The sequence below is a fragment of the Natrinema soli genome, assembly GCF_028618695.1.
In genome coordinates this window covers 1-19,715 of the sequence record NZ_JAQIVI010000074.1, presented here as the reverse complement: position 1 = coordinate 19,715, position 19,715 = coordinate 1, and the positions used below count along the sequence as shown (strand labels likewise).

The 19,715-nt window shown below is 56.2% G+C and carries 18 protein-coding genes and 1 pseudogene; 8 read left to right on the top strand and 11 right to left on the bottom strand.

Annotated features, from left to right (window positions below; genetic code table 11):
- Positions 1–114: 114 nt before the first annotated feature.
- The 4 genes from PGX04_RS04660 to PGX04_RS04645 form a co-directional block, all read right to left on the bottom strand.
- On the bottom strand, positions 115–2,004 hold the full coding sequence (locus PGX04_RS04660) for a TRAP transporter permease (protein ID WP_273737440.1): 1,890 nt from the start codon (positions 2,002–2,004) through the stop codon (positions 115–117).
- 14 nt (positions 2,005–2,018) lie between these two features.
- Positions 2,019–3,053, bottom strand: coding sequence for a TAXI family TRAP transporter solute-binding subunit (locus PGX04_RS04655; RefSeq protein WP_273737439.1), 1,035 nt, complete (start codon positions 3,051–3,053; stop codon positions 2,019–2,021).
- Between the two features lie 272 nt (positions 3,054–3,325).
- Positions 3,326–4,387: an amidohydrolase family protein gene (locus PGX04_RS04650; RefSeq protein WP_273737438.1), complete on the bottom strand. Its 1,062-nt coding sequence runs from the start codon at positions 4,385–4,387 to the stop codon at positions 3,326–3,328.
- Between the two features lie 232 nt (positions 4,388–4,619).
- The gene (locus PGX04_RS04645) at positions 4,620–4,934 is read right to left on the bottom strand and encodes a Rieske (2Fe-2S) protein (protein ID WP_273737437.1); all 315 of its coding nucleotides are present in this window, start codon (positions 4,932–4,934) and stop codon (positions 4,620–4,622) included.
- Between the two features lie 294 nt (positions 4,935–5,228).
- On the opposite strand from PGX04_RS04645, the gene PGX04_RS04640 reads away from it, so the two are divergent.
- Both PGX04_RS04640 and PGX04_RS04635 read left to right on the top strand, forming a co-directional pair.
- On the top strand, positions 5,229–5,981 hold the full coding sequence (locus tag PGX04_RS04640; RefSeq protein WP_273737436.1) for an IclR family transcriptional regulator: 753 nt from the start codon (positions 5,229–5,231) through the stop codon (positions 5,979–5,981).
- 450 nt (positions 5,982–6,431) lie between these two features.
- Positions 6,432–7,431 (top strand): IS630 family transposase gene (locus tag PGX04_RS04635; RefSeq protein ID WP_273737435.1). Its coding sequence is split into 2 segments (ribosomal slippage): positions 6,432–6,925 and positions 6,924–7,431, totalling 1,002 coding nucleotides; the frame shifts between segments, so codons are not numbered across the junction.
- A 397-nt stretch (positions 7,432–7,828) separates the two neighbouring features.
- Here PGX04_RS04635 and PGX04_RS04630 read toward each other — a convergent pair.
- A pseudogene (locus PGX04_RS04630) lies at positions 7,829–8,445 on the bottom strand (cytochrome P450).
- A 630-nt stretch (positions 8,446–9,075) separates the two neighbouring features.
- Here PGX04_RS04630 and PGX04_RS04625 point away from each other — a divergent pair.
- Positions 9,076–10,083, top strand: a complete 1,008-nt coding sequence (locus PGX04_RS04625; protein ID WP_273737434.1) for an IS110 family RNA-guided transposase — start codon at positions 9,076–9,078, stop codon at positions 10,081–10,083.
- Between the two features lie 619 nt (positions 10,084–10,702).
- On the top strand, positions 10,703–10,852 hold the full coding sequence (locus PGX04_RS04620; RefSeq protein ID WP_273737433.1) for a DUF7386 family protein: 150 nt from the start codon (positions 10,703–10,705) through the stop codon (positions 10,850–10,852).
- A 253-nt stretch (positions 10,853–11,105) separates the two neighbouring features.
- Here PGX04_RS04620 and PGX04_RS04615 read toward each other — a convergent pair whose 3' ends face one another.
- Positions 11,106–11,384, bottom strand: coding sequence for a MarR family transcriptional regulator (locus tag PGX04_RS04615; RefSeq protein WP_273737432.1), 279 nt, complete (start codon positions 11,382–11,384; stop codon positions 11,106–11,108).
- Between the two features lie 168 nt (positions 11,385–11,552).
- On the opposite strand from PGX04_RS04615, the gene PGX04_RS04610 reads away from it, so the two are divergent.
- From PGX04_RS04610 to PGX04_RS04600, 3 genes are all read left to right on the top strand, one after another.
- Entirely contained in the window at positions 11,553–11,855 is a 303-nt protein-coding gene (locus PGX04_RS04610; protein WP_273737431.1) for a hypothetical protein, read from the top strand.
- Positions 11,852–12,220 (top strand): DUF8112 family protein, encoded by a 369-nt coding sequence (locus PGX04_RS04605; RefSeq protein WP_273737430.1) that lies wholly within the window; start codon positions 11,852–11,854, stop codon positions 12,218–12,220. The genes PGX04_RS04610 and PGX04_RS04605 overlap by 4 nt, the downstream gene beginning before the upstream one ends.
- A 145-nt stretch (positions 12,221–12,365) precedes the next feature.
- The gene (locus PGX04_RS04600; protein WP_273737429.1) at positions 12,366–14,903 is read left to right on the top strand and encodes an HTH domain-containing protein; all 2,538 of its coding nucleotides are present in this window, start codon (positions 12,366–12,368) and stop codon (positions 14,901–14,903) included.
- A 30-nt stretch (positions 14,904–14,933) separates the two neighbouring features.
- Here PGX04_RS04600 and PGX04_RS04595 read toward each other — a convergent pair whose 3' ends face one another.
- From PGX04_RS04595 to PGX04_RS04580, 4 genes are all read right to left on the bottom strand, one after another.
- Positions 14,934–15,239 (bottom strand): hypothetical protein, encoded by a 306-nt coding sequence (locus PGX04_RS04595; RefSeq protein ID WP_273737428.1) that lies wholly within the window; start codon positions 15,237–15,239, stop codon positions 14,934–14,936.
- A 94-nt stretch (positions 15,240–15,333) separates the two neighbouring features.
- The gene (locus PGX04_RS04590; protein WP_273737427.1) at positions 15,334–15,609 is read right to left on the bottom strand and encodes a PadR family transcriptional regulator; all 276 of its coding nucleotides are present in this window, start codon (positions 15,607–15,609) and stop codon (positions 15,334–15,336) included.
- A gap of 494 nt (positions 15,610–16,103) precedes the next feature.
- Positions 16,104–16,634: a PIN domain-containing protein gene (locus tag PGX04_RS04585; protein ID WP_465263792.1), complete on the bottom strand. Its 531-nt coding sequence runs from the start codon at positions 16,632–16,634 to the stop codon at positions 16,104–16,106.
- On the bottom strand, positions 16,631–16,861 hold the full coding sequence (locus tag PGX04_RS04580; protein WP_273737425.1) for a UPF0175 family protein: 231 nt from the start codon (positions 16,859–16,861) through the stop codon (positions 16,631–16,633). Before PGX04_RS04580 ends, PGX04_RS04585 begins: the two co-directional genes overlap by 4 nt.
- A 254-nt stretch (positions 16,862–17,115) precedes the next feature.
- Between PGX04_RS04580 and PGX04_RS04575 the strand changes: the two genes are divergently transcribed.
- Positions 17,116–18,288 carry an ISH3 family transposase gene (locus PGX04_RS04575; protein WP_273737424.1) on the top strand — a complete coding sequence of 391 codons (1,173 nt, stop codon included), beginning with the start codon at positions 17,116–17,118 and terminating at the stop codon, positions 18,286–18,288.
- Positions 18,289–18,703: 415 nt separating this feature from the next.
- Here the strand turns inward: PGX04_RS04575 and PGX04_RS04570 are convergent, their stop codons facing one another.
- Positions 18,704–19,585: a DNA-binding protein gene (locus tag PGX04_RS04570; RefSeq protein WP_273737423.1), complete on the bottom strand. Its 882-nt coding sequence runs from the start codon at positions 19,583–19,585 to the stop codon at positions 18,704–18,706.
- Positions 19,586–19,715: the final 130 nt, after the last annotated feature.

Sequence of the window (19,715 nt, the reverse complement as noted above, 5' to 3'; positions counted from 1 at the left end):
TTCAACCGTCGGTAGGGAAAGTGAAATGACGAAATCAAGCGATATCTAGCGATCTTACGAAGCAGATGTCGGTGAACAACGGTCAGGCGTTCCCCAAGAAGGGAAATTCATCGGCTAATCGTCGGCTTTTATTCGCTGTGTTCGAGAAGCGGCGTCTCGTATATAATCTCTCTTCCGGAATAATAAGAGGAAGAGAACCGCCACTAGTCCAATCACCGGGACGTACGTGTTAATTGTCGGGAAGAGCATGAACAACCCGCTCGCGAGAAGCACTAAACGTTCTGGAAGACGAACAGGAGTCAGGAAATAGCCGGTCATTCCCGCAGCGATAGCGATCGTTCCGGCGGCCGCTAACGGGAACCAGACCACCGTCATAGTCGGATCTCCGACTCCTAAGAGCAGATCATCGTTGAGGAGGAACGCGAACGGGATGAGGTAGGCTGGTAGCCCGTAAGCGAAGGCTTTGACTCCCGTTCGCATGACGTTCGAATTAGCGACACCTGCTGCTGCGAAGACGGCGATACAGATTGGGGGCGTGATCATCGATACCACGGCGAAGTAGAGACCGAACAGGTGCGCTGGGAGCGTTGCGACTCCAATGTTGATCAGTCCGGGAATGGCGACCGCTGCGGCGACGATGTACGCACCCGCGGTTGGCATTCCCATCCCCATGATAATGGCGGTCACTGCGACGAGGAAAGCGGTCAATATGATTGCTTCGCCACCGAAAGAACTGATGTACGATGAGAGGCGAACGTCCACGAGTGTAAGGGTTACCAGTCCGAGGATGATCCCGGCGAGTGCAGACGGTGCTGTCGCCTTCACAGTCATCCTCGGCGTCGTTTTCAGGACTTCCACGAACTCATCGCGGCCGAAATCCATCTCCGGTGAGATGTATACGACGATTCCGGCCACCACGGCGCCTGTGAGTGCGACGTTTTGGATCGCGTACGGCCAGATGGTGAGCGCGCCGATTATGGCGACAAACGGGATGAACAGCCAGAAGCCGCGCTTGAACGACCCTCCGAACGCAGGAATTTCCTCGTCGGGAAGTGTGCCAATGCCCTCGCGAGCACCGATGAAGTGAACGATGGAATATACGCCGATGTAGAACAGGAGCGCCGGTATCACCGCTGCGATGGCGATTCGTGGGTATGGGATCCCGGCGATATGCGCCATAATGAATGCTGCCGTTCCCATAACGGGCGGGAGGATTTGTCCGCCGGTAGAAGCCAGTGATTCGATCGCCGCTGCGTCGTCATTATCGTAACCGGTGTCTTTCATCAACGGAATGGTGATTGAGCCGGTCGTCACAACGTTCGCGACGGCGCTGCCGTTGATGGAACCGATCAGCGCGCTGGTTCCAACCGCTGTTTTCGCACCGCCACCGGCCATTCGTCCAGTCAGAGAGGTCGCCATTGAGTAGAAATGGTTGACGGCGCCGGATTCGATCAAGAACGCGGCCATGAGAATGAACAGGAATACGTATCTGGCCATGACCAAGATTGGAGCCGCGAGAATACCGCCGGTCGAGAAGTAGATCTGCGACATGGCTTGGGCCATATCGACTTGGGGCGTCAATGGGATGAATATTGGTACGTAAGTGTTCGGAAGAAAGAGATACACAAACATCGCTAGTCCGATCGCAGGAAAGATGATTCCTAACAACCGACGGGTCCCTTCGAGAACGATGATAACGCCGATCACACCTAGAATCATTGTGGACATCGATACTTCTCCGACAACTGCGCGACCGACGACCGTTCGGTAATTCAGCATCAAATACCCGAACGAGAGCGTCGTCCCGATCACCAATGACACATCTATGATATATCCGAAATATCTATTCCCGAGTTTCAACGGGAACTTCAGGAATATATAATTGAACGCGAATAACACATGACCTGTCAGTAATAAACCGTGCGGTATTCCAATAATGGGTGATGTGACTTGGAACAGAACCCAAATGACACCCAGCCAAAAGGCGATATAATCTCGATTCATTTTTTGGATGGGGATTAAAGCAGACCGGCTTCGTCCCAATAGTTCTGAGCCCCGTTGTGAAGTGGGGCTCCGAGCTTCACGTCGTCCGTTACGCTTTCTTCGTCGAATGCAGCATTGAACGCGGGGACGGCTTCTGCGATATCACCGCTCATCTCGTGCATTGCCTCCGCGAGTGAATAGGCGACCTCATCGCCCAGCTCTTCCGTGGTCCCGAGCGCACCGTAAAATCTCACGGTGTCCATGTCTCCCTGATCTTCGATTCCGGACAGGGTCTGTTGCCATGCTTCATCGCTTCTCTCGACGGTGTAGGGCAGATAATTGTACTCCTTGAACTCCTCTACCACCCCGTCTCCGACGCCGATGTAGTAGAAGTTGTTTGATTGCGTCAACTGCGTCCAGTCGGGATGCCCCTGTGGCATGACATGGACCCATGCGTCGAGTTCACCCGCATCAAACATTGAAATGATGTCGCTACCCGGAGCAGGGTTCCAGCTCCCGCCCCAGTTGATGAGGTCGTCGATCGTCGCGTCGTAGAGACTGAGCCACTGCCGGAGGAAGAATTCACCCGTCGTTCCTTCCGGGTAGGTAGCGAAGTCCAGGGCAAGTTCGTTATTGACGATGGCCTCCAAGGACTCAACGCCATGCTCATCTCGATACTCTTCGGTGATAGCCATACCGAACGGGAGTTCGACGCTTCCGCCGTAGATCGTCCGTAACTGCGAGTGCTTTTCCTCGTATGGATCAACACCGTTGTAGGCGGCGTGGAAGGTATTCGCGCCGACCTCCGCCAATTCAATCGCGCCGTCGATGAGCGAATCGGTCGCTACCCAGTGACCATTGCCGGGTTTGAGCGAGATGAGCCCCTCACCCGGTAGCATGTCCTCTAAGCCTGAATGTGCCTGTGAATAGATGACGTACGGCGATGACCCCTCCGGTGGAACGGCCAATCGCAACTCGGTCACAGAGGCTTCGTCGTCGCTTCGCGTACAACCCGCGATACTCCCTATCGACGCCGTTCCTATTGTTGTCAATACAGTCCGTCTGTCCATGCTTCTCATCCTCACAGGGGGTCAAATGAAGGGCTATTATATAAATTTATGGTTTCAGAGGGGCAGAATATCGATAAGATCTGACAGGACAAAAATCGTCATTAAAAATAATTATTTTGTTTAATTATATAATCCTAGTTATTTTTGTCACTGTTAGTCGGTCGTCTCCAAGGTCCGAAGTGACCGTTGCCGAGGGACGTGACACCGGTCGCTTCTACCGAAATCCATCCTACGTCATATCACTGGTGTTCTCATCGGTGAGCGCTGCCGGTTCAGATTCCGAACAGTCGCGCTGCATTTTCTCCGAGGATCTTCTCCCGCTGACGCTCGTCCAGCCCTTCGATGTTCTCCACGGCCGTCGGTGCGTCGAAGTCCTGGTGTGGATGGTCCGACGTATAGACAAGTTGGTCTTCAAGGTTACCCCGCTCCATAAGATCGGCGACGTCAACCATACTCGTAGCTTCTTCCGGCAGCGGCTGAGTGCCATAGTAGAAGTCAGAAAGATACTCACTAGGCATCTTTGATAGGTCGGCGAACTCGTCGCTACGCTCGAGGTACTCCCGATCGAGTCGCTCGGCTAGCCCCGCGACCCACGAGAGACCGCCCTCCCAGAAGCCGAAATCGACGTCGTAGCGTTCAGGAACACCCCGGACGATGAGGCTATTGGCATGCCACAGCTTCGGGACGGTATGGGCAAGAGTGTGGAACTCAGCGAAGTTCTTCGGCTGCATCCCAGCGATCGGGAAGCCGGGGACGATCCCGGTCGTCGAGTGGAGGATGATCGGGAGGTCGTATTTCTCGGCAGCCTCGTAGATCGGTTCATAGCTCTTGTCGCCCATTGGTTGGGTGGGCCCGACGTCAGTGATCATGATGCCGACGATTCCGTCCTCACCACCGACTCGTTCGATTTCCGCCGCGCTCTCTTCGGGATGGTCCCCGAGGACGTACATTTTGGCGTAATAGGTGCCGTCGTCACGGGCGAACCGATCGACGATGAGGCTGTTCAGCGCCTTCATGTATGTGACCAGAGTGTCCTGATCCTGAATCGTTGTCAGTCGAAACTGGCCCGGCGAGAAGACCACCTTGTCGATTCCTAATTTTTCTCGGAACTCGTCGAAGTCCTCTGCCACCCCCAGCTCCGAGTGGATGTTGACTTCGCTTCGTCCGCCGTGACTTCGATCCCAGCCGTCCCACTGGACCGGTCCCCATTCGTCAGGACCGGCGAGATAGCCGGATTCCTCCATCTCTCTAACCTCGTCGTCCGCGATGTATTCGCGGATGTCGGCTGCCGACTCGCTACTGTGGATTTCGCAATCAATAACTGTCGAGTCCATCACGTTAAACTCGCTTCCCACATGGTAATTAATGTTTCGGTGGCTGGTATAAAGGGACCACAAACTGGGTCGCAATCTTCGATCGGTCGTCGGACGGATCAGACGGATCGACCTCGCTTCGATCACTCCCTCCGAATCACACCGTTGTCCGTACCAACCGTCGCCAAAATAGTGCCGAAAATGGCTACTGTTCACGATCGTTCAGCGAGAGTCGATCCGATCGCCGTCCGTCTCAGAGGACGTAGATGTTGTTATCTTCGACGTGAACGTCGTAGGTCTCGGCCGTCGCGGCGCCCTGGGCGTGTTCTCCAGACTCAAGGTCGAATTCCCAGCCATGCCAGGGACAGTAGACACATTCGTTTTCGACTTTTCCGTCGGCGAGTGGGCCGCCCTGGTGCGGACACGTGTTTTTGATCGCCTGGTAATCACCGTTCACGTAGAAAATCGCTACGTCGGTTCCGTCGATGTCGACGACAGTGGGCGAACCTTCAGATACGTCTTCCGTCGAACAGGTTACGTGTGTCTCTCCTACGTCAATTTCTGGCATACACCGGGATATCAGTGAGGTCCCATAAGTATCTTTGGAATCTCCAAATGAGAGCGGTGGCTGTTCCAATATATACGGATCGAAAACAGCTATTCAGTCGAACTATGGATCGGAAGGCATCGGTACTGAAACACGCTGGTCCTCAAATGTTCTTGGCGAGCTTCGAGACAATTCCAAGTCACTGTTCTGAGCCGAGTGACGTCGGTTCGATGCGAGTTGGACTCCGTCTAATCGTCCGGTATTAGTGGACGAACCGATACTATTTAGGCGGTTGAAGTGAACGGCTAGTTACTCATGGCTAACCCAGGACGAATTCAGTCGATTTCCCGATTCTCAGAGATCGTCGAGATACTTTGCGAGCGGGACTCAGCCACCTCTCGAGAGCTCGCAGATGAAATGGATATCGCGAAGAGTACGGCTCACACATACCTTGCGACGATGGAGGATCTGGAGTACGTCGTCCACACCACGGAGGGATACTCATTGAGTCTCAAGTTCCTCGATTACGGGATGATCGAGCGGAACAGGATCCGAGTCGTCAACGTTGCACGGAACACGGTCAAACAACTGGCCGAGGACACTAGCGAGGCAGTTTACCTCGTCGTCGAGGAACATGGACAAGCGGTATACGTTGATCATGTACTCGGAGATCGAGGCGTCCAGACGCACGGGCGACTCGGCACCCGAATGCCGCTCCATGGCCTTGCGTCCGGGAAGGCAATTCTCGCGTACCTTCCCGACAAACGTATCGAAGAGATACTCAACAGGCACGGTCTCCCGAAACAGACCTCAAACACGATCACCGCACGGCAAACGCTCTACGAGAAGCTGGAAAAGACGCGTGAACGCGGATACGCCGTCAACGAACAGGAAGCGAACGTCGGCACGCGCGCAGTGGGCGCACCTATTTTGGTTGACGAGGAAGTGATCGCGTCAATCGCCGTGGCTGGGCCGGCTAACCGCATTACGCGAAACCGTCTCAAGGACGAAGTGGCCGGGAAGATACTCGCGGCCGCGAATGAGATCGAAATTATGATGCAGCGGTGAGCCGGTTCCTTGCTGCGCTCCATCGTCTTGTGGGTCGTTGCCTCTCAGAACCGCCCAGATATATCGAACAAGGTCGCGTCTTATCAGACAATCAACCACTATGCCGGGCGAACAGCCGTTTCAAACTCGAACGAGCGAGTAAGTGGGAGTGGTAGCATTTCACTGCTGTCGAGAGCACGTTTCGTCGGAACATTCAACCGGTTGATTACAAAGAATTGGTGCGAACGGTAACGAACAAAGACAGTCTACCATAATTTCCCAGTCATTCACTCCCGTTCTAATGAGTGCTCGACAATTCCGTTCGACAATCCTGGACAGTGATGTGAGGGGCGATGGCACAGCACGAACTCGAGAATTTTTACATCTGTATGGTTGTAAAAACCACCATATACTATGCTCCTTCTATAGTAACCGTTAGAACTTTTTACTCAGAAATTGTTGCGAAACGTAGTGGATCATCTTGACGAGATCTCTGTTGAGGAATTGCAAGAGGCCCTCGACAACGTGGAGGGAAAGAAGCCGACACAACGGATCTTAGCGGCAATAGCGTACAAAAACGGCGTCACGCAGGCTGAACTAGCCAAGTGGTACGACGTTCAGCGACGGACAATCTATAGTTGGCTCAAGCGACTCGACACCGACGAGTTGCTTGAGCGTGCCGTAACTGATGCTCATCAATCTGAGAGAAAACAGAAACCCTCAGAAGAAGTTCAAAAAGAGTTTGAAGAAGCTGTCCACAAATCGCCCGAAGAAGTCGGTATCGACGCGCCGGCGTGGACGCCGACACTCGTCCAGCAGTATCTCGACGAAACGTACGACGTCAAATACTCAATTCCAAGTTGCCGGCGGTTGCTCAAAGAAGCGGGATTGAGCCATCAAAAACCACGCCGTACAGCCGCCGAAGCTGATACTGACGACCAAGAGACGTTCCGCGAGGAACTCAAAAAAGCGGCGGGAGATGGACGCCACAGTAGTCTGTATCGATCAAACCAAGAAATCCGTCCAAGTCGAGCCGCGTGCCGCGCGGAAACCACGCGGCACGCGGCCGTCTATCGAATTCTCCGGCCAACGCGACTGGACGTGCCTTTTGGGCGCGATCACCGAGGACAGTGAGCGCTTTTTCTCTCGGTTCGAAGAGTACGTGACCGCCGAACACGCAAAACATTTCATTCTCGCGTTATGCAAAGAGTTCAAAGATGATTTGATCGTGGTGCTCGATGGAGCACCGTACTTTCAGGCGTCGGCCGTCACGGACCTGGCGGCCCGTGACGACCTTGCGTTCGTCACGTTATCGGTGTACTCTCCCGAACTAAATCCGGTCGAAGAGTGCTGGAGACAGCTACAAACGGCTCTCAGTAATCGGTTCTTTGGGTCACTTACTGAGCTTACAACAGCGATCGACACCGCTCTCGACCAACTCTCGGTCCCAAATATGAGTAATTATTTCTAATATCTACTATAGTCTCGCCTATTCGAGAGTGCCGCATGTCGGGATAACACCCATCCATATTATTCTCATATTTAACAAATAGTATTTGGACCGCTACAGACAGATGACCCGCTGGCAGGGTTCGCGAGTAACGAGGTTCTTCGGTATCGTAACCCTGAGATCGGGTGGCGCTGGTACTACGCACGCGAGCGCGGTGTGGTGCGGAAGTTTCACGGGTTCGCGCTGGAGTTAGTGAGTCGGACCGAAGTTTACCAAAGGTCAGACATGACCAAGAATCAGTACAACGCGCCAAACAAGCAGATGCTATACTAAATCATATCTCTTGTCTCCGAGGAGAACACCGACTTTAGCCGTATTACGGTTGATTAGGATGGAACGACCTGTGTATTGTGTTTGCCTATCGCTGCCGAATCTGCATCGGCAGACCGTTCTTCGTCTGCGTAGTGATCTCTGGTTCGATCGTGATCGTCGGATCCTTACCAGCCCACTCGAGGGTCCACTGTTGGCCGATCGTCGCCAACACGAGCGTCGCCTCGAGGCGAGCAAACTCCCGACCGGTACACATCCGGCGACCCCCTCCGAACGGGATGAACGCGTGGTCAGCGAGTTCCTCTTCGAAATCATCTGTCCACCGATCAGGCCGGAATGACAGGGGATCGTCGTAGAACTGCTCATCACGATGAGTCGAGATAATGGACAGATGAACTTCCTCGTCGGCCGGAATCCGATAGCCATCGACCTGGATATCCCGAGTTGTCTCCCGGGGATCGTATGGATGGGCGGGTACAGTCGGAGAGTCTTGGTGACGATTCGGTTTGTGAGATCGAGGTTTGCGATGTCTTCCGGTGTCGGTGGTTCATCTCCCAAAACAGCGTCGAGTTCGTCGTGGAACACTTGCCGAATATCAGGATTCATCGCCAGCGAGTACCAGGCGAATCCGAGCGGCGCGGCGGTGGTTTCGTACCCAGCAAAGATCATCGTGAGCATCTGGTCTTCGACTTCCTCCGTGCTCAGATGGTCTTGGCCACTTGCTTCGCGTGCCTCGTGGAGCTTCGATAAGAGCGTCTCTTGGTGGAGGTGATTCGGCTGTGTGCTATTCGCTCATTCCGAATCCGTACTGTATTCTGCAAGCAGTTACCGAACTTCCGTTCGGAGACGCTTTACTGAGTTGCCGAACTCCCGTCGTGATAGTGTCGGAATCCAGTTCGGTAAGAGCCAGGACGTCGGCGCGAACCATTTATTGAGCCCATCCGATGCTGCGCGGAGATCGTCGCCTTCCCCCGGAGGAAATTCGCGCCCAAAGAGTGTTGCAAAGAGGATCTCTAGTGTGAGATCCTACATCTCCGATTCTATATTTCGAGTCTCGTCTGGCTCCCACGTAGCAAGTCGTCGTTGCGTAGCGTCGACCATATACTCGCCACGCTCTTGATACGATGAAAGCCTGCTAAGACCTCAGCGCATGGAGTAAGAATGGGGTGGCAAAGGCCGATGCTTCACAGGCGCAACAAAGCGCGTGCTCTTGATTGGCCGACGTGCCAAGGAAGCCACATCATGAGGCCAAGCCCGACTGCCTTCCCGGGCAGTCGGGCGACGACCTCGAATAGGTGTCGCTCTACTCCATGCACTACCATTCCTCAGAGAACCATGAACTACCTCGGAATCGATATCCACAAAGACGAATCGTACATTGCTGTCTTGGACGACGATGGCGAGGTTGTCGAAGAGATTCGCGTCGAAAACGCGAATCTCGACGAAATCGCTGAGCAATACGCTGGCTCACAAGCAGCGATTGAAGCTACCAGTAACTACTACACGATTTACGACACACTTGATCAGTATCTTGATGTCGTCGTTGCCGATCCACGACAGATAAAGGCAATCGGAACAGCCGAAGTGAAAAACGACCGACTCGACGCGAAGCTGCGCGAGCAGCTTCGCCGAGCCGGCATGATTGCCACGAGTTACGTCCCATCTGAAGAGTTGCGAGAGCGCCGCGCACTTGTGCGCGGCCGGAAGAAGTTAGTTGAGAAACGCACCGATTTCAAGAACGAGGTCCACTCACTCCTTGACAAGCAAGGAACCGCTTACGACTGGGATCCGTTTAGCGAAGAGGGTCGAGAGATCCTCGTCGGCGAGGATCTCTCGATTGGAATCGTTGCGCAGAAATTGTTGGTCTCATTTCTCACAGTGATCGACGAACTCACTGCTCAGATTGAGGCAATTGAGGACCTAATCGAAGAGATCGCTGCGTCTCTGGAGGAGACGCAGCTCCTAATGACGATTCCTGGCGTCAGTTTTTACTCATCGCTGCTGATCACCGCTGAAATTGGTGAGATTGGGAGGTTTGACGAAGCAAAAGAGGTCGTCAGCTACGCCGGACTGGATCCGGTCGTCCGCGAGTCAGGTGACTCGCGGACAGAAGGAGGAATCTCGAAACGTGGGAGTGGAAACTTACGCTGGATTCTCGTTCAGTGTGTTCACACAGCTGTTCACAGATGTAACGATCCGTATCTTGGACGGTTCTATGCTCGGCTCAAACGGCGGAAGAACCATCAGATAGCGATCGTTGCAACAGCTCGCAAACTGCTGGTCTCTATCTATCATATGCTCACTCGGAAGGAAGCCTACGATCCACCAGGGGTGAGTGCCTGAGGACCGCCGATCGGCGGTCCTCGGCAGCCGGCTACTGCTAGCGTTAGCAACTGCTCTCTTCCAAGAAGTCCCCCGCCTGAGTGATTATTACACAGGTTATGAGAGCGCCGGCTGGTGATTGTGACGACTCTCAGTGGAAATGCTACAGCTTATCCCAAAACTATACGAACGAAGACGTGGTTTGGTCGGGTAGCAGGCTTTCATAGGTGTGTAGCACATTGTTGATGTAGAGCCATCTTGCGATTCTGTGGTGAACTGAGCGAGACTAGAATTCGGTCGTTGGGCGATCAGACGATCAGTTTCTGTTACAACTCCTCTACGGAGGGCTGTATCAACAATCTCCTACGGAAGAGCGTTTGCCTATTCAACCGAACTCTGATGTGCATAAACCGGGTCAGTCTCGCTGGGCTCGGTGCCGATCGCGCCGGCGGTGCCCGGCAATTGTCTTGTTTCACCCCCCGGTCAGCAACTCGAAACCGACGCCTTTGCGACTTTCGTATGCACAGCCACTTATCTCGGGATCAACGAAACGGACGATGAGCCGAGGAACGACAGCAGCTGCTTGAGGACCCGTGGAGATCGTCATGGATAGGCTCGACGACGAATCCCGACGTCCGATGTGATCGACGCGGCGCTCATGCACCTGATCAAGAGTGAATACGATATCCAAAACGCCCACAACGAGCACCCATCGCACGTGATCCAAGAGATCGCGAGCATGAGCGACCTGACACTGTGCTACTGCACTCGAGCCTCCGCTTCGATCTGAGCCTTACGCCGATAGTCCTCGGAGAAACCCCAGAGGGTGGAGAGTGGTACAACTGACCTCCCATGCTGGGGATCACGGCAGGACCTCGCCCTGGGCGGGCATTGTAATAGTCGATTCTGAGATCGGAAATGGTTCCGAATGGGGCGGACTCTCCCCCTATTGCTCGCGAACGTCGTTAGGTATGCACGTTGCACGGGCACGCTAGATCTTCAGCCACTCGAGTTCGAATGGCCATTCGAGGCGCGAGGTCTGATCAGCTCCTATCGGGATTGTCTTCCCGAGGGTCTTCTACGAATCGGTAAAGACCGCGGTAGGGCTTCGAGACCCATCCGGCACCGAGCAGCCCCTCGAGTTCTCGGCTGACGTACTGTTTGCGGAGGTCCGCTTCCTCGGTGAATCGCTTAACGGTCGCATAGCCCCACGGTTCGCCAGAGTCGCGCCCTTCCGTGAGGACAGATAGCAACTTCTCTTGGCGCTCCGACGGCTCGAAGTTCTCGTTGACCATATCGGATTGGACTATGTGTTGTACCATCCTCTTTATGATACATCCGCTATTACAATAGTTTTTTCTATAGTTAATCTATTGAGTGTTACAACGTAACATCTAAGTACCCAGCGGTTGGACTGTAGAGTAAGCACTGATCGGTTGTAAAAGCCGACCGGCGCGCCAACGCCGGCCGAAGTGCTGTAGGAACCAGCAATGTCAATTCAATCACGCACGACCGAAACGGTTTCGGCTCGCAGTCGCACCAACCACCGACCAGACTACATCCTCGTTGGCATTGATACCGAGGACGCACACCACGTCTACCGCACCACAGACGAAACCGTCCACGTCATCCATAACAGCGACCGCACCTACCGCTACAACCTCAACACCTGCGACCAGCGCATCAACGACTGGATCGAGTACGTCAAAGCCGAACGGGGCTTCACAACCCAACACCCCTACTCGAGCCTAACAACCGCATTCCTCGACGCATTCGAAGGTGACAACCGATGAAAGTCGTCACCACTCCCACCCAACTCCTCGAGGGGTTCCCAGTCGGTCCCCACGGTACCACCAAGTGCCAACACTGCGAGTACCGACTGTACGAAGGCGACCGTGTGACCGTCCTTGCCTCCCGCCCAGCCGACACCGATCGCTGGGCGATCCATCGACCCTACTGCGTGGCCTGCAGTCCCGACACCATCACAGAGCCAACACTTGGCTGTACGGAACTCCTCGCCGAGTGCAGGCTCGGCACCCGTGCTGATCTGCCCACCCAGCAGACACGATTCGTCGCTCTCGAGCCCGAGATCCACGACTCGAGTCCACCCTCCAACAGGGCCACCGAACCAGAGGCGATCCCCACTCCGAATCGGTGAGCCTCTAACACGCACTCGCGCCGACAGCTGGTGAGCCACTGCACTCGGCTGTCCGCACTCTCTACACTCGACTCCAGGACTCGATGGCACGCCACTCCACTCGCCAGTCACCACGCCCCCAGCTCCCACTCGAGGTGAACCCGCTGTGACCGACGCGGGACTTACGCCGACCCAACAGCCACCGCTGTCCCCACAAGCCAGCCTCGAGATCGCCACCGATCCCGTCTCGGCGGTGTGGGACCAGCTGTTCGCCCAGCAGTCGATCCGAGAGCTGTTCATCCGCGCCGCGCGCCGGTTCGCTGATGGCCGGACTGTCCCGGAGTGTTACGACGCCCTCGAGGAGCAGAACGTCCCCTACTGGTTGCGCTCCCGGATCCTCGAGGTCGCACGCGGCAACCGTCGCGACGCGTGGCGGCTGGCCGCCGATCTCGTACCAAAGCTCGGACAAGGCCATGCGAGTCTCGAGGACCTGTTCACGACCGCGCAGTTCTTCGCCGATCATATACCCGATGATCAGCCACCGACGCTCGCGGTCACCATCGACCGTGCGTTCGAGGACGCCCCACGGCGCAAACGGGAGTCGATCTGTCGCTTGCTCGCCGTCCTCGCAACGGGCTTCGATGTCCGTGTCATCGCAACCGGACGGACCCAGCACTGGCTCGCTCGAGAGCACCGCGAAGATCTGCCCGGCGTGAGCGAGTGGCGAGAGACACACCACCCTACTGGGGACCGCGTCGACGACGCACTCGAGGTGCTGGATCCGGACGGCCGAAAGGTCGAACTCCTCCGGCAACTCGCTAACGAACTCGCTGAAACACTCTCTCGGCACGCGTTGCGGGCGATGCACGACGTCGACCGGAGTCGGATCTCCCAACTGCTCGTCTCCGAGGAGAACTCGCTCACTGAGCTTGGCCTGGTCGCTGAGTTCGGCCCTGCCGATGATCGGACTGTCGAGTTGCTCGAGGACGGCCGACAGCTACTCGAGCAGCTGGGCGCCCAATACGGCCGTCAACAGGAACTTTCGGTGGCCGTGAGCGACACCGGAACATCCTCCCAACAGTGCCGTGTAACCCCGCGCACACGAGGGGAGGGGGATAACGGCGGAAGTAAGGACAGCAACCCCTACCGGACGGCCTACCTTGACCGTCCAGGGCATGCCGCCGCCGCTGGCTGTGGAGAGGACAGCGGGATCATCCTTGTTGAGGCCCCATTCGAGGACCAGACGGACGCTCCTGACCATACTCGATACGTCAGTTTCGACGCTGATCGCGAGGAAGCCGTCGTTGCCGTTCGGGCAAGTGGGCCCCTCCAGTATCTGGTGAGTCTCGCGACAGCGTTAGCCTCGCCGCGATTGCTCAACCGAGCGCTCACTGACAACCATCTCGAGTCACTCGAGGATCCACCAGCAATCTTGCGAGACGCTCGATGTATCGGTGCACTCTCCGATGAAGCACTCGAGGATCCCAAGACACTCCGTGAGGCGTTCATCGAGTGGGGGACCGACCTCGAGGATTTCACCGCGAAACTCTCCGCCGGCGACTATGAGGACCGCAACCGCTTCCGCAGCGAGATTATGCGGTCGGCTCACGGTCTTGCTGGCTCGATCATCCATCTGTTCGATGCCCTCGAAATCGATATCGTTCGAGAGCTTCGCGTCCCGTCGGGACTCGAGACTGATTCGCTAGAAGAGCTCGCAACCTCGATCAGTATTTCGGCCGCGGTTCAGGGAAAATACGGTGTGTTTGCCTCGTACCGACAACTGTTCGAGTCTCGTGAGGAAAAGCGTCGCACCGCACTCACACCGACTGTTGATGCAGACAACCCGCTGGGGACGCTCATCGGTTCCGTGGTCGTTCGCGGTGAGGATGTCCACCGACTTCACCCATACCTCGAGGAAGCACTCAAGACGCCAGCCGCAGTCGCTGATGACGCTCCCGAGTTCGCGGTCTACGTTTCCCTTTCGACGGTCGATCGAACGGGCTACGCGATGGCTGCGACGCGGATCCTGCAGGCCAAGAACCTCCGACCAACTCGAGACAGCATTTCGCTGCTACAGGCGGTAGTCAGCTCGCCGTACGCTGCTGCTCGAGCACTGTACCAACTCGCCACCGAAGACGGGAGCCGAGAGCTCCAGCTGGACGAACTCCGCTACGCGTTGGGAACACTCGAACCCCAGCAGTTGCTCGCCGATCTTCCACCAACAGTTGGCCGAATCGTTCAGGTACTTCTCACAGCCGAAAACCGCCTGTCACAGCGTGACCTCGCCGACCGAGCGAGCGTCTCAGCACGGACCATCCGGAACTATCGCAACCGGCTCGAGGCGTTCGATCTCATCCGTATTGACGAGAACGGATATCGTCTGGCGCTCTCGTTTCAGACGGCTGCTGAACGCCGCGATCCCGTTGTTCCGGCCATCCTTGAGGAGAACCAGACGCTCCTCGACGCTGCCGACGCCTTTCTCGAGACAATCCTCCCGCCAGAGCGATACGGTGATCCCGACGACCCACTCGGTGGTGTGCTGTTCTGGCCGCCGGATCCCCAAGGAGTACTCGATCATCCGTCGGTCGGACCGTGGCTGCGACTAGCAGCTGCGCTCACAGCAAGAGGATCTACCGGAAACAACCAGGCCGTGCAGATGGGTCCACCGCTCGAGCAACAAGCACTTTCTCATACAACTCCCTAGGATTTAGTGAACCGAGATCGCGTTACCAGTCTAGCTGTTGTTCTTCCGGTTGGGGACACCGTAATCGATGTGAACTTCCGGTGTGCTCGGTGATTCAGATGCTGGAGTTCCGTTCCAATCGAGAACATGGACATTCGCTAGTTCCCCAGAAAACTGGAACCGATGGACGCCGGTTTCGATCGTCCCCTCGACAGCATGTTCCGAGACAACTGTGGTTTTCTCAAGCGAGTCAGCCTCAACTGGTTCGATATCACCATCGACGCTAATTTCGTAGTTGGATGGTACTCCACGACCTATTACTGTAACGTAATTTATCATTGTTCTCTCACTTGGCATACAGTGGGGAGACTCAATTCTGCCAGTATAAGCCTTCTCATTGGTAAAATGGTCGGTATTTCCAACGGTCTCGAACGAACGAATATGGGATGCACTACAACTCGACGTACTGATCTTCCCACTCTCGTCTATCCTGGATCACTTGCTCTCCTGCGTCGCCGATCGCGTAATAGTTCGTCCGTCGGTCGAGTTCGCCCTTCTCGACCAACTCTTTGTTGACAAGCGTGTCGAGGTTGGGGTACAGCCGACCGTGATTGATCTCGCTCTCATAGTACCCCTCTATCTCCTCTTTGACATCTTGGCCGGACGGGCGGTCGGCACCTGCGATCACGTACAGGAGGTCTCGTTGGAAGCCGGTGAGGTCATCCATATTACGAGAGTATTCAACGATCCTGTATTTGACTTCTTTCCATGGAGAACTGTATGTTTTCGCACTGTGAAAGTAGAATATTGTTCCTTGTTGAATATATTATAATACTCAATCAAACTCCGAAAACTGTAGCGGAGGCTGGTTCATTTAGTAGCTGTGGATAGCGTACCTATCTGGCTTAGGGGCAAGAATGAAGCGTGATTTCTGAGATGGTGGCCTTCGACCTCTCGTTCGTGGCTGTCGCACACCTCCCCCAACGCTGTACCCCTATTCCACAGAGCAAACTCAACAACAAGCGAATCCTGCTCGCTGTCTGTCACAGTCATCTTTGGTCCCTCACCCTCTCGTGAAGGACGAACACCGCCACAATTGCGCCGAACTGAGCAGTCATTCAGAGCCGTCTCGTCTCCATCCTCGTCGCTGCTATGGGTGATGCGAGGATCATATCTGACCGGACTTAGGACTCGCTCCGACGCCGGTAGCAGAACGGCTGGTTACTCCTCGACGTCCTCAGGAAGGACCGCAGCAACACTGTCAACCGGCGCATAATAATTCCGCTCCTCAATCCACGTCGTGAGCCACCCGTCCGCCCTCTTAATGCTTAGATCGCCGTGAACGACCCCGCGAACGAGCAAGCCAATTGAGCCAGTGAGCGCAACCTCATAGTCGCCGGCGAGTGTGCGTGCAGCGCCGTCGTCGGTTACGAGGGTGCCATCAACTGTGTGCGCTGCCACGAGCGCTTCTGCTTCGCCGCGATCGAGGCGAGCCAGAATTCCGGGATAGTCTTGCTGGAGCTGCTCAGGTGCGGTCTCCGCGATCTCGACATCCCCTGACTCGATGGCGTCGAGTGCATGTTCAAGATACGCATAGCCTACCTCATGTCCCTGCTCCAGTTCAGTACGGACAGCGGGGGCTGTCTGGAGATCATCGAGTATCGTCGTCAACCAGGTGACGGAAGCAGTGCTAGCATAGTTGCTGAGCACTGTTGCGTCGAGTACAATAGGACGCACGAAGCCCTCACTCATTCAATATCAAGCGCCACATCGACTTCGTCTTCGAGTTCGTCCATGGACTGCGGCCCGAGCTGGAGCTCAACACCGGCCTCCTGGAGGATCACCTCCATCTCCCAGCGAGTAACACCGGCTCGTTCAGCGGCCTTCCCAAGCGAGATCTCGCCAAGGACGTAGAGTCCGATGGGAGTGGCGAGCTGCTCCTTGTCTTTGACGGTGTTACTGCGACGGTCAGTAGCCATGGCGTCTATCTGAGCGGAGGGTCGGCAGACTCATTAATGTGTCCTCCATCGGCGTCTCGGATGTCTGTGCGATCGGTGATCGTCCCTTTGGTTCGTATATCGCCATCTCTGGTCCCTCTACCCCTCTGGGGACGAACAACACCACCGGCTGTGCGCTCGAGGAGGGCGATCTTAAACAGTCGGTACTTCCCAACCGGCGTGAGCAGCGGAACTGAAGCGTCGCTCTGATTGAGGAAGATGTCCGGTTCAGAAGTGTGTTAGAACTACCCGAACCGGACGGTGTTCTTTCGGCAGCAGACGTGAAAGATGTAGCGGCTGACGTGATCGGACAGCTTCCGATCCGAGGAATCGAGGGCTCGCCCCTCGATTCCGACGATATCTGGTCTGTCGTCACCATGGCCAATGTCAACCGGTCGTCCGTCTGGGAGGTCACGTCCCAGACGGACGACACACCCTGCGACGATACCGTCATGGACTGGCTGCACACGCTTCAACGTGAGAAGCTCGAAATGGCCACAAACCTCCTGTTTCGTCACCTCGCCATGACGATTCTCGACCCTGACCGGTCGAGAATCGTCTCCATTGACTTCGTCGATAACCCTTACCATGGATCTCCCAACGAGGACAGTGGTGAACTCTGCAAAACCACGCCAACCGACGGTACCACGACCTGCCACCGCTACTGCACCGCGTATGTCGTCTCGAACGGAAAGCCGGTAACATTGGCGTTGACCTACGTCCGCAGCGACGAGAAGGAAGCCGACGCGGTCGAGCGCGTCCTCGACCGCGTCGGCGCCTTTCCCTTCGAAATCGATCTCTTGCTCGCTGATCGCGGCTTCTACAACGAGCGGGTGATTCGTCGCGCACGCGACCTTGCGACGACGGTGATCCCTGTCCAAAAGAAGGGTGAGCGGATGAAGGACAAACTCGCCACGCACTGCTCGTATATGACCTCCTACCGCATGTACAAGGACAGCGAGCGGGAACTGCGCTTCCCGCTCGCGGTTTCTGTCTCCTATCAGAACGGAGACCGTGGGAAGCACGGTGAAGTCGTGCGGGGATACGTGGCGTGCGATCTCGGAGATCGCACGCCCACGCAGGTCGAACGCCGCTATCGGAAACGCTCGGCAATAGAGACGAGTTACCGCCTGTTTCGCCAAGCGCGAGCAACAACGACGACACAAGATCCTCTCGTCCGGTTTGCGTTCGTAATCGTGAGCTTCCTGCTGGAGAACCTGTGGCTCGTGCTGCGATGGGCGGTCGTCGCCCGCCCGCAGCGGGGCGGGCGCGACCTGCCCGAGCAGTTCACGTTCACGACGTTCTGTGACTGGATCCGCCACGAACTCGAAGCAGAGTTAGGGCGACGGTGGGAGATCGAGATGAACGGTGTGGGCGTCCCCGACGCGTACGCCTCGGCCGCGGGCTGACGGTCAGCCCGCGGCCTCAGGCCAGCGATTCGTCAGCAGCAGCACTCGTCAGAAACCGCTTCGGCTCCCGCTCTCATCACTGCCTCTGTTTCATTCAGACCGACGCTCCAATTCACTCAGCTACCGCTCCGAGATTGAACGCCTCACACCAACTCAACTCAGCTTCCGAATTCTCGATTGGGAAGTACCGACAGTCACTTCTTCACCTGCTTCGCTGCTGCGAGGGCTATCCGGTTGTACGTCTCTGCAATGCTCTCCTAACCGCGTCAGCGGTGGCGCGCGATAACTGCGCGCTTCAGCGCGCAGAACGTGCGAGGGACGAGCGATGCGACCACAGGGAGCGAAGCGAGGAGGCTGGGGAGGCGCGAGCGAAGCGAGCGTGTGGTCGGACACACAAAAAAGAGAGCTGGTTCGCCTACTCCTGAGTCCACCACTGCCCGCGTTCGGGGAACTCGAGGCGGCTCCAGCCGGTCACGGCCAGGTTGCATCGCTCGTTGTGCCAGTTCTTCGCCGCGTTCCTGATCCGCACCGTCTCGCCCTCGCTCACTGTCGTCTGGTATGAGTTCTCCCAGATCGTGAACTTCATCTTCTCGGTCTCATCCGCGATCAGTCCCACTTGGCTGATCGACGACTTCGAGGGTTCCCACAACTCGATAACCTCGCCTTCCACGTCTACCTCGCCTGCCTCCACCTCTGGAACATCTGCGATGTCGACGATCGTGCCCGACTCGGCCTTCACTTCCTCCATCTCCTCGAGGGTTGCGTCGATCATCGACTTCCCGTCAGTCACCTTCTCCGCCAGTCCACGGCTCACTGCCGCCCGGCTTGGACCCCCACGAACCGTCTCCGTGATTCGCACCGATTGTGTGTTGACCTCCGCCAACTGCTCTTGCTCCAGCTCCGAACGGGGATCCACCCGTTCAACCCGCCGCTCTCGGCGCTGCTTGACCACGACCTCTCGCGTCCGCTTCTCTCGCCCCTCTTGCGTTCCGAACGTCGCCTTTGCGCTGATCAACTCGAGCTCCTCCTCTCGAGCCCGAATCCGCTCTTCCTGTGCCAGCGGCAGGTGTCTGAACTTGTTCTCCTCACGTCCAACCACCGTTTCCGGGTGGTTCGTCTCGACTTTCGTGTGTGTCTCTTGATCGACACTGGGCCGAAACTCCGGCGTCTCGTCCACGATGTCTTCCGCGAACGCATCTTCCGCCTCCGCGCCTCTGTCCGTCTTCTCCGCAGCCACCTCTTGGTTGACACTCGATTCATCCGAAGTTTTATCATCTCGGAAGTTCGTAGAACTCATTGCTTAACCTCGAAGGCGCTACCCACTGCGTCTTCACCTCAACTCTTCTGAGTCCCAACTGTGTTCGTCTCCTGCAACCGCTCTCGCTCGCGCCTTCAGGTCCCCTGAGGCGCGAGTAGAGCGGGACACT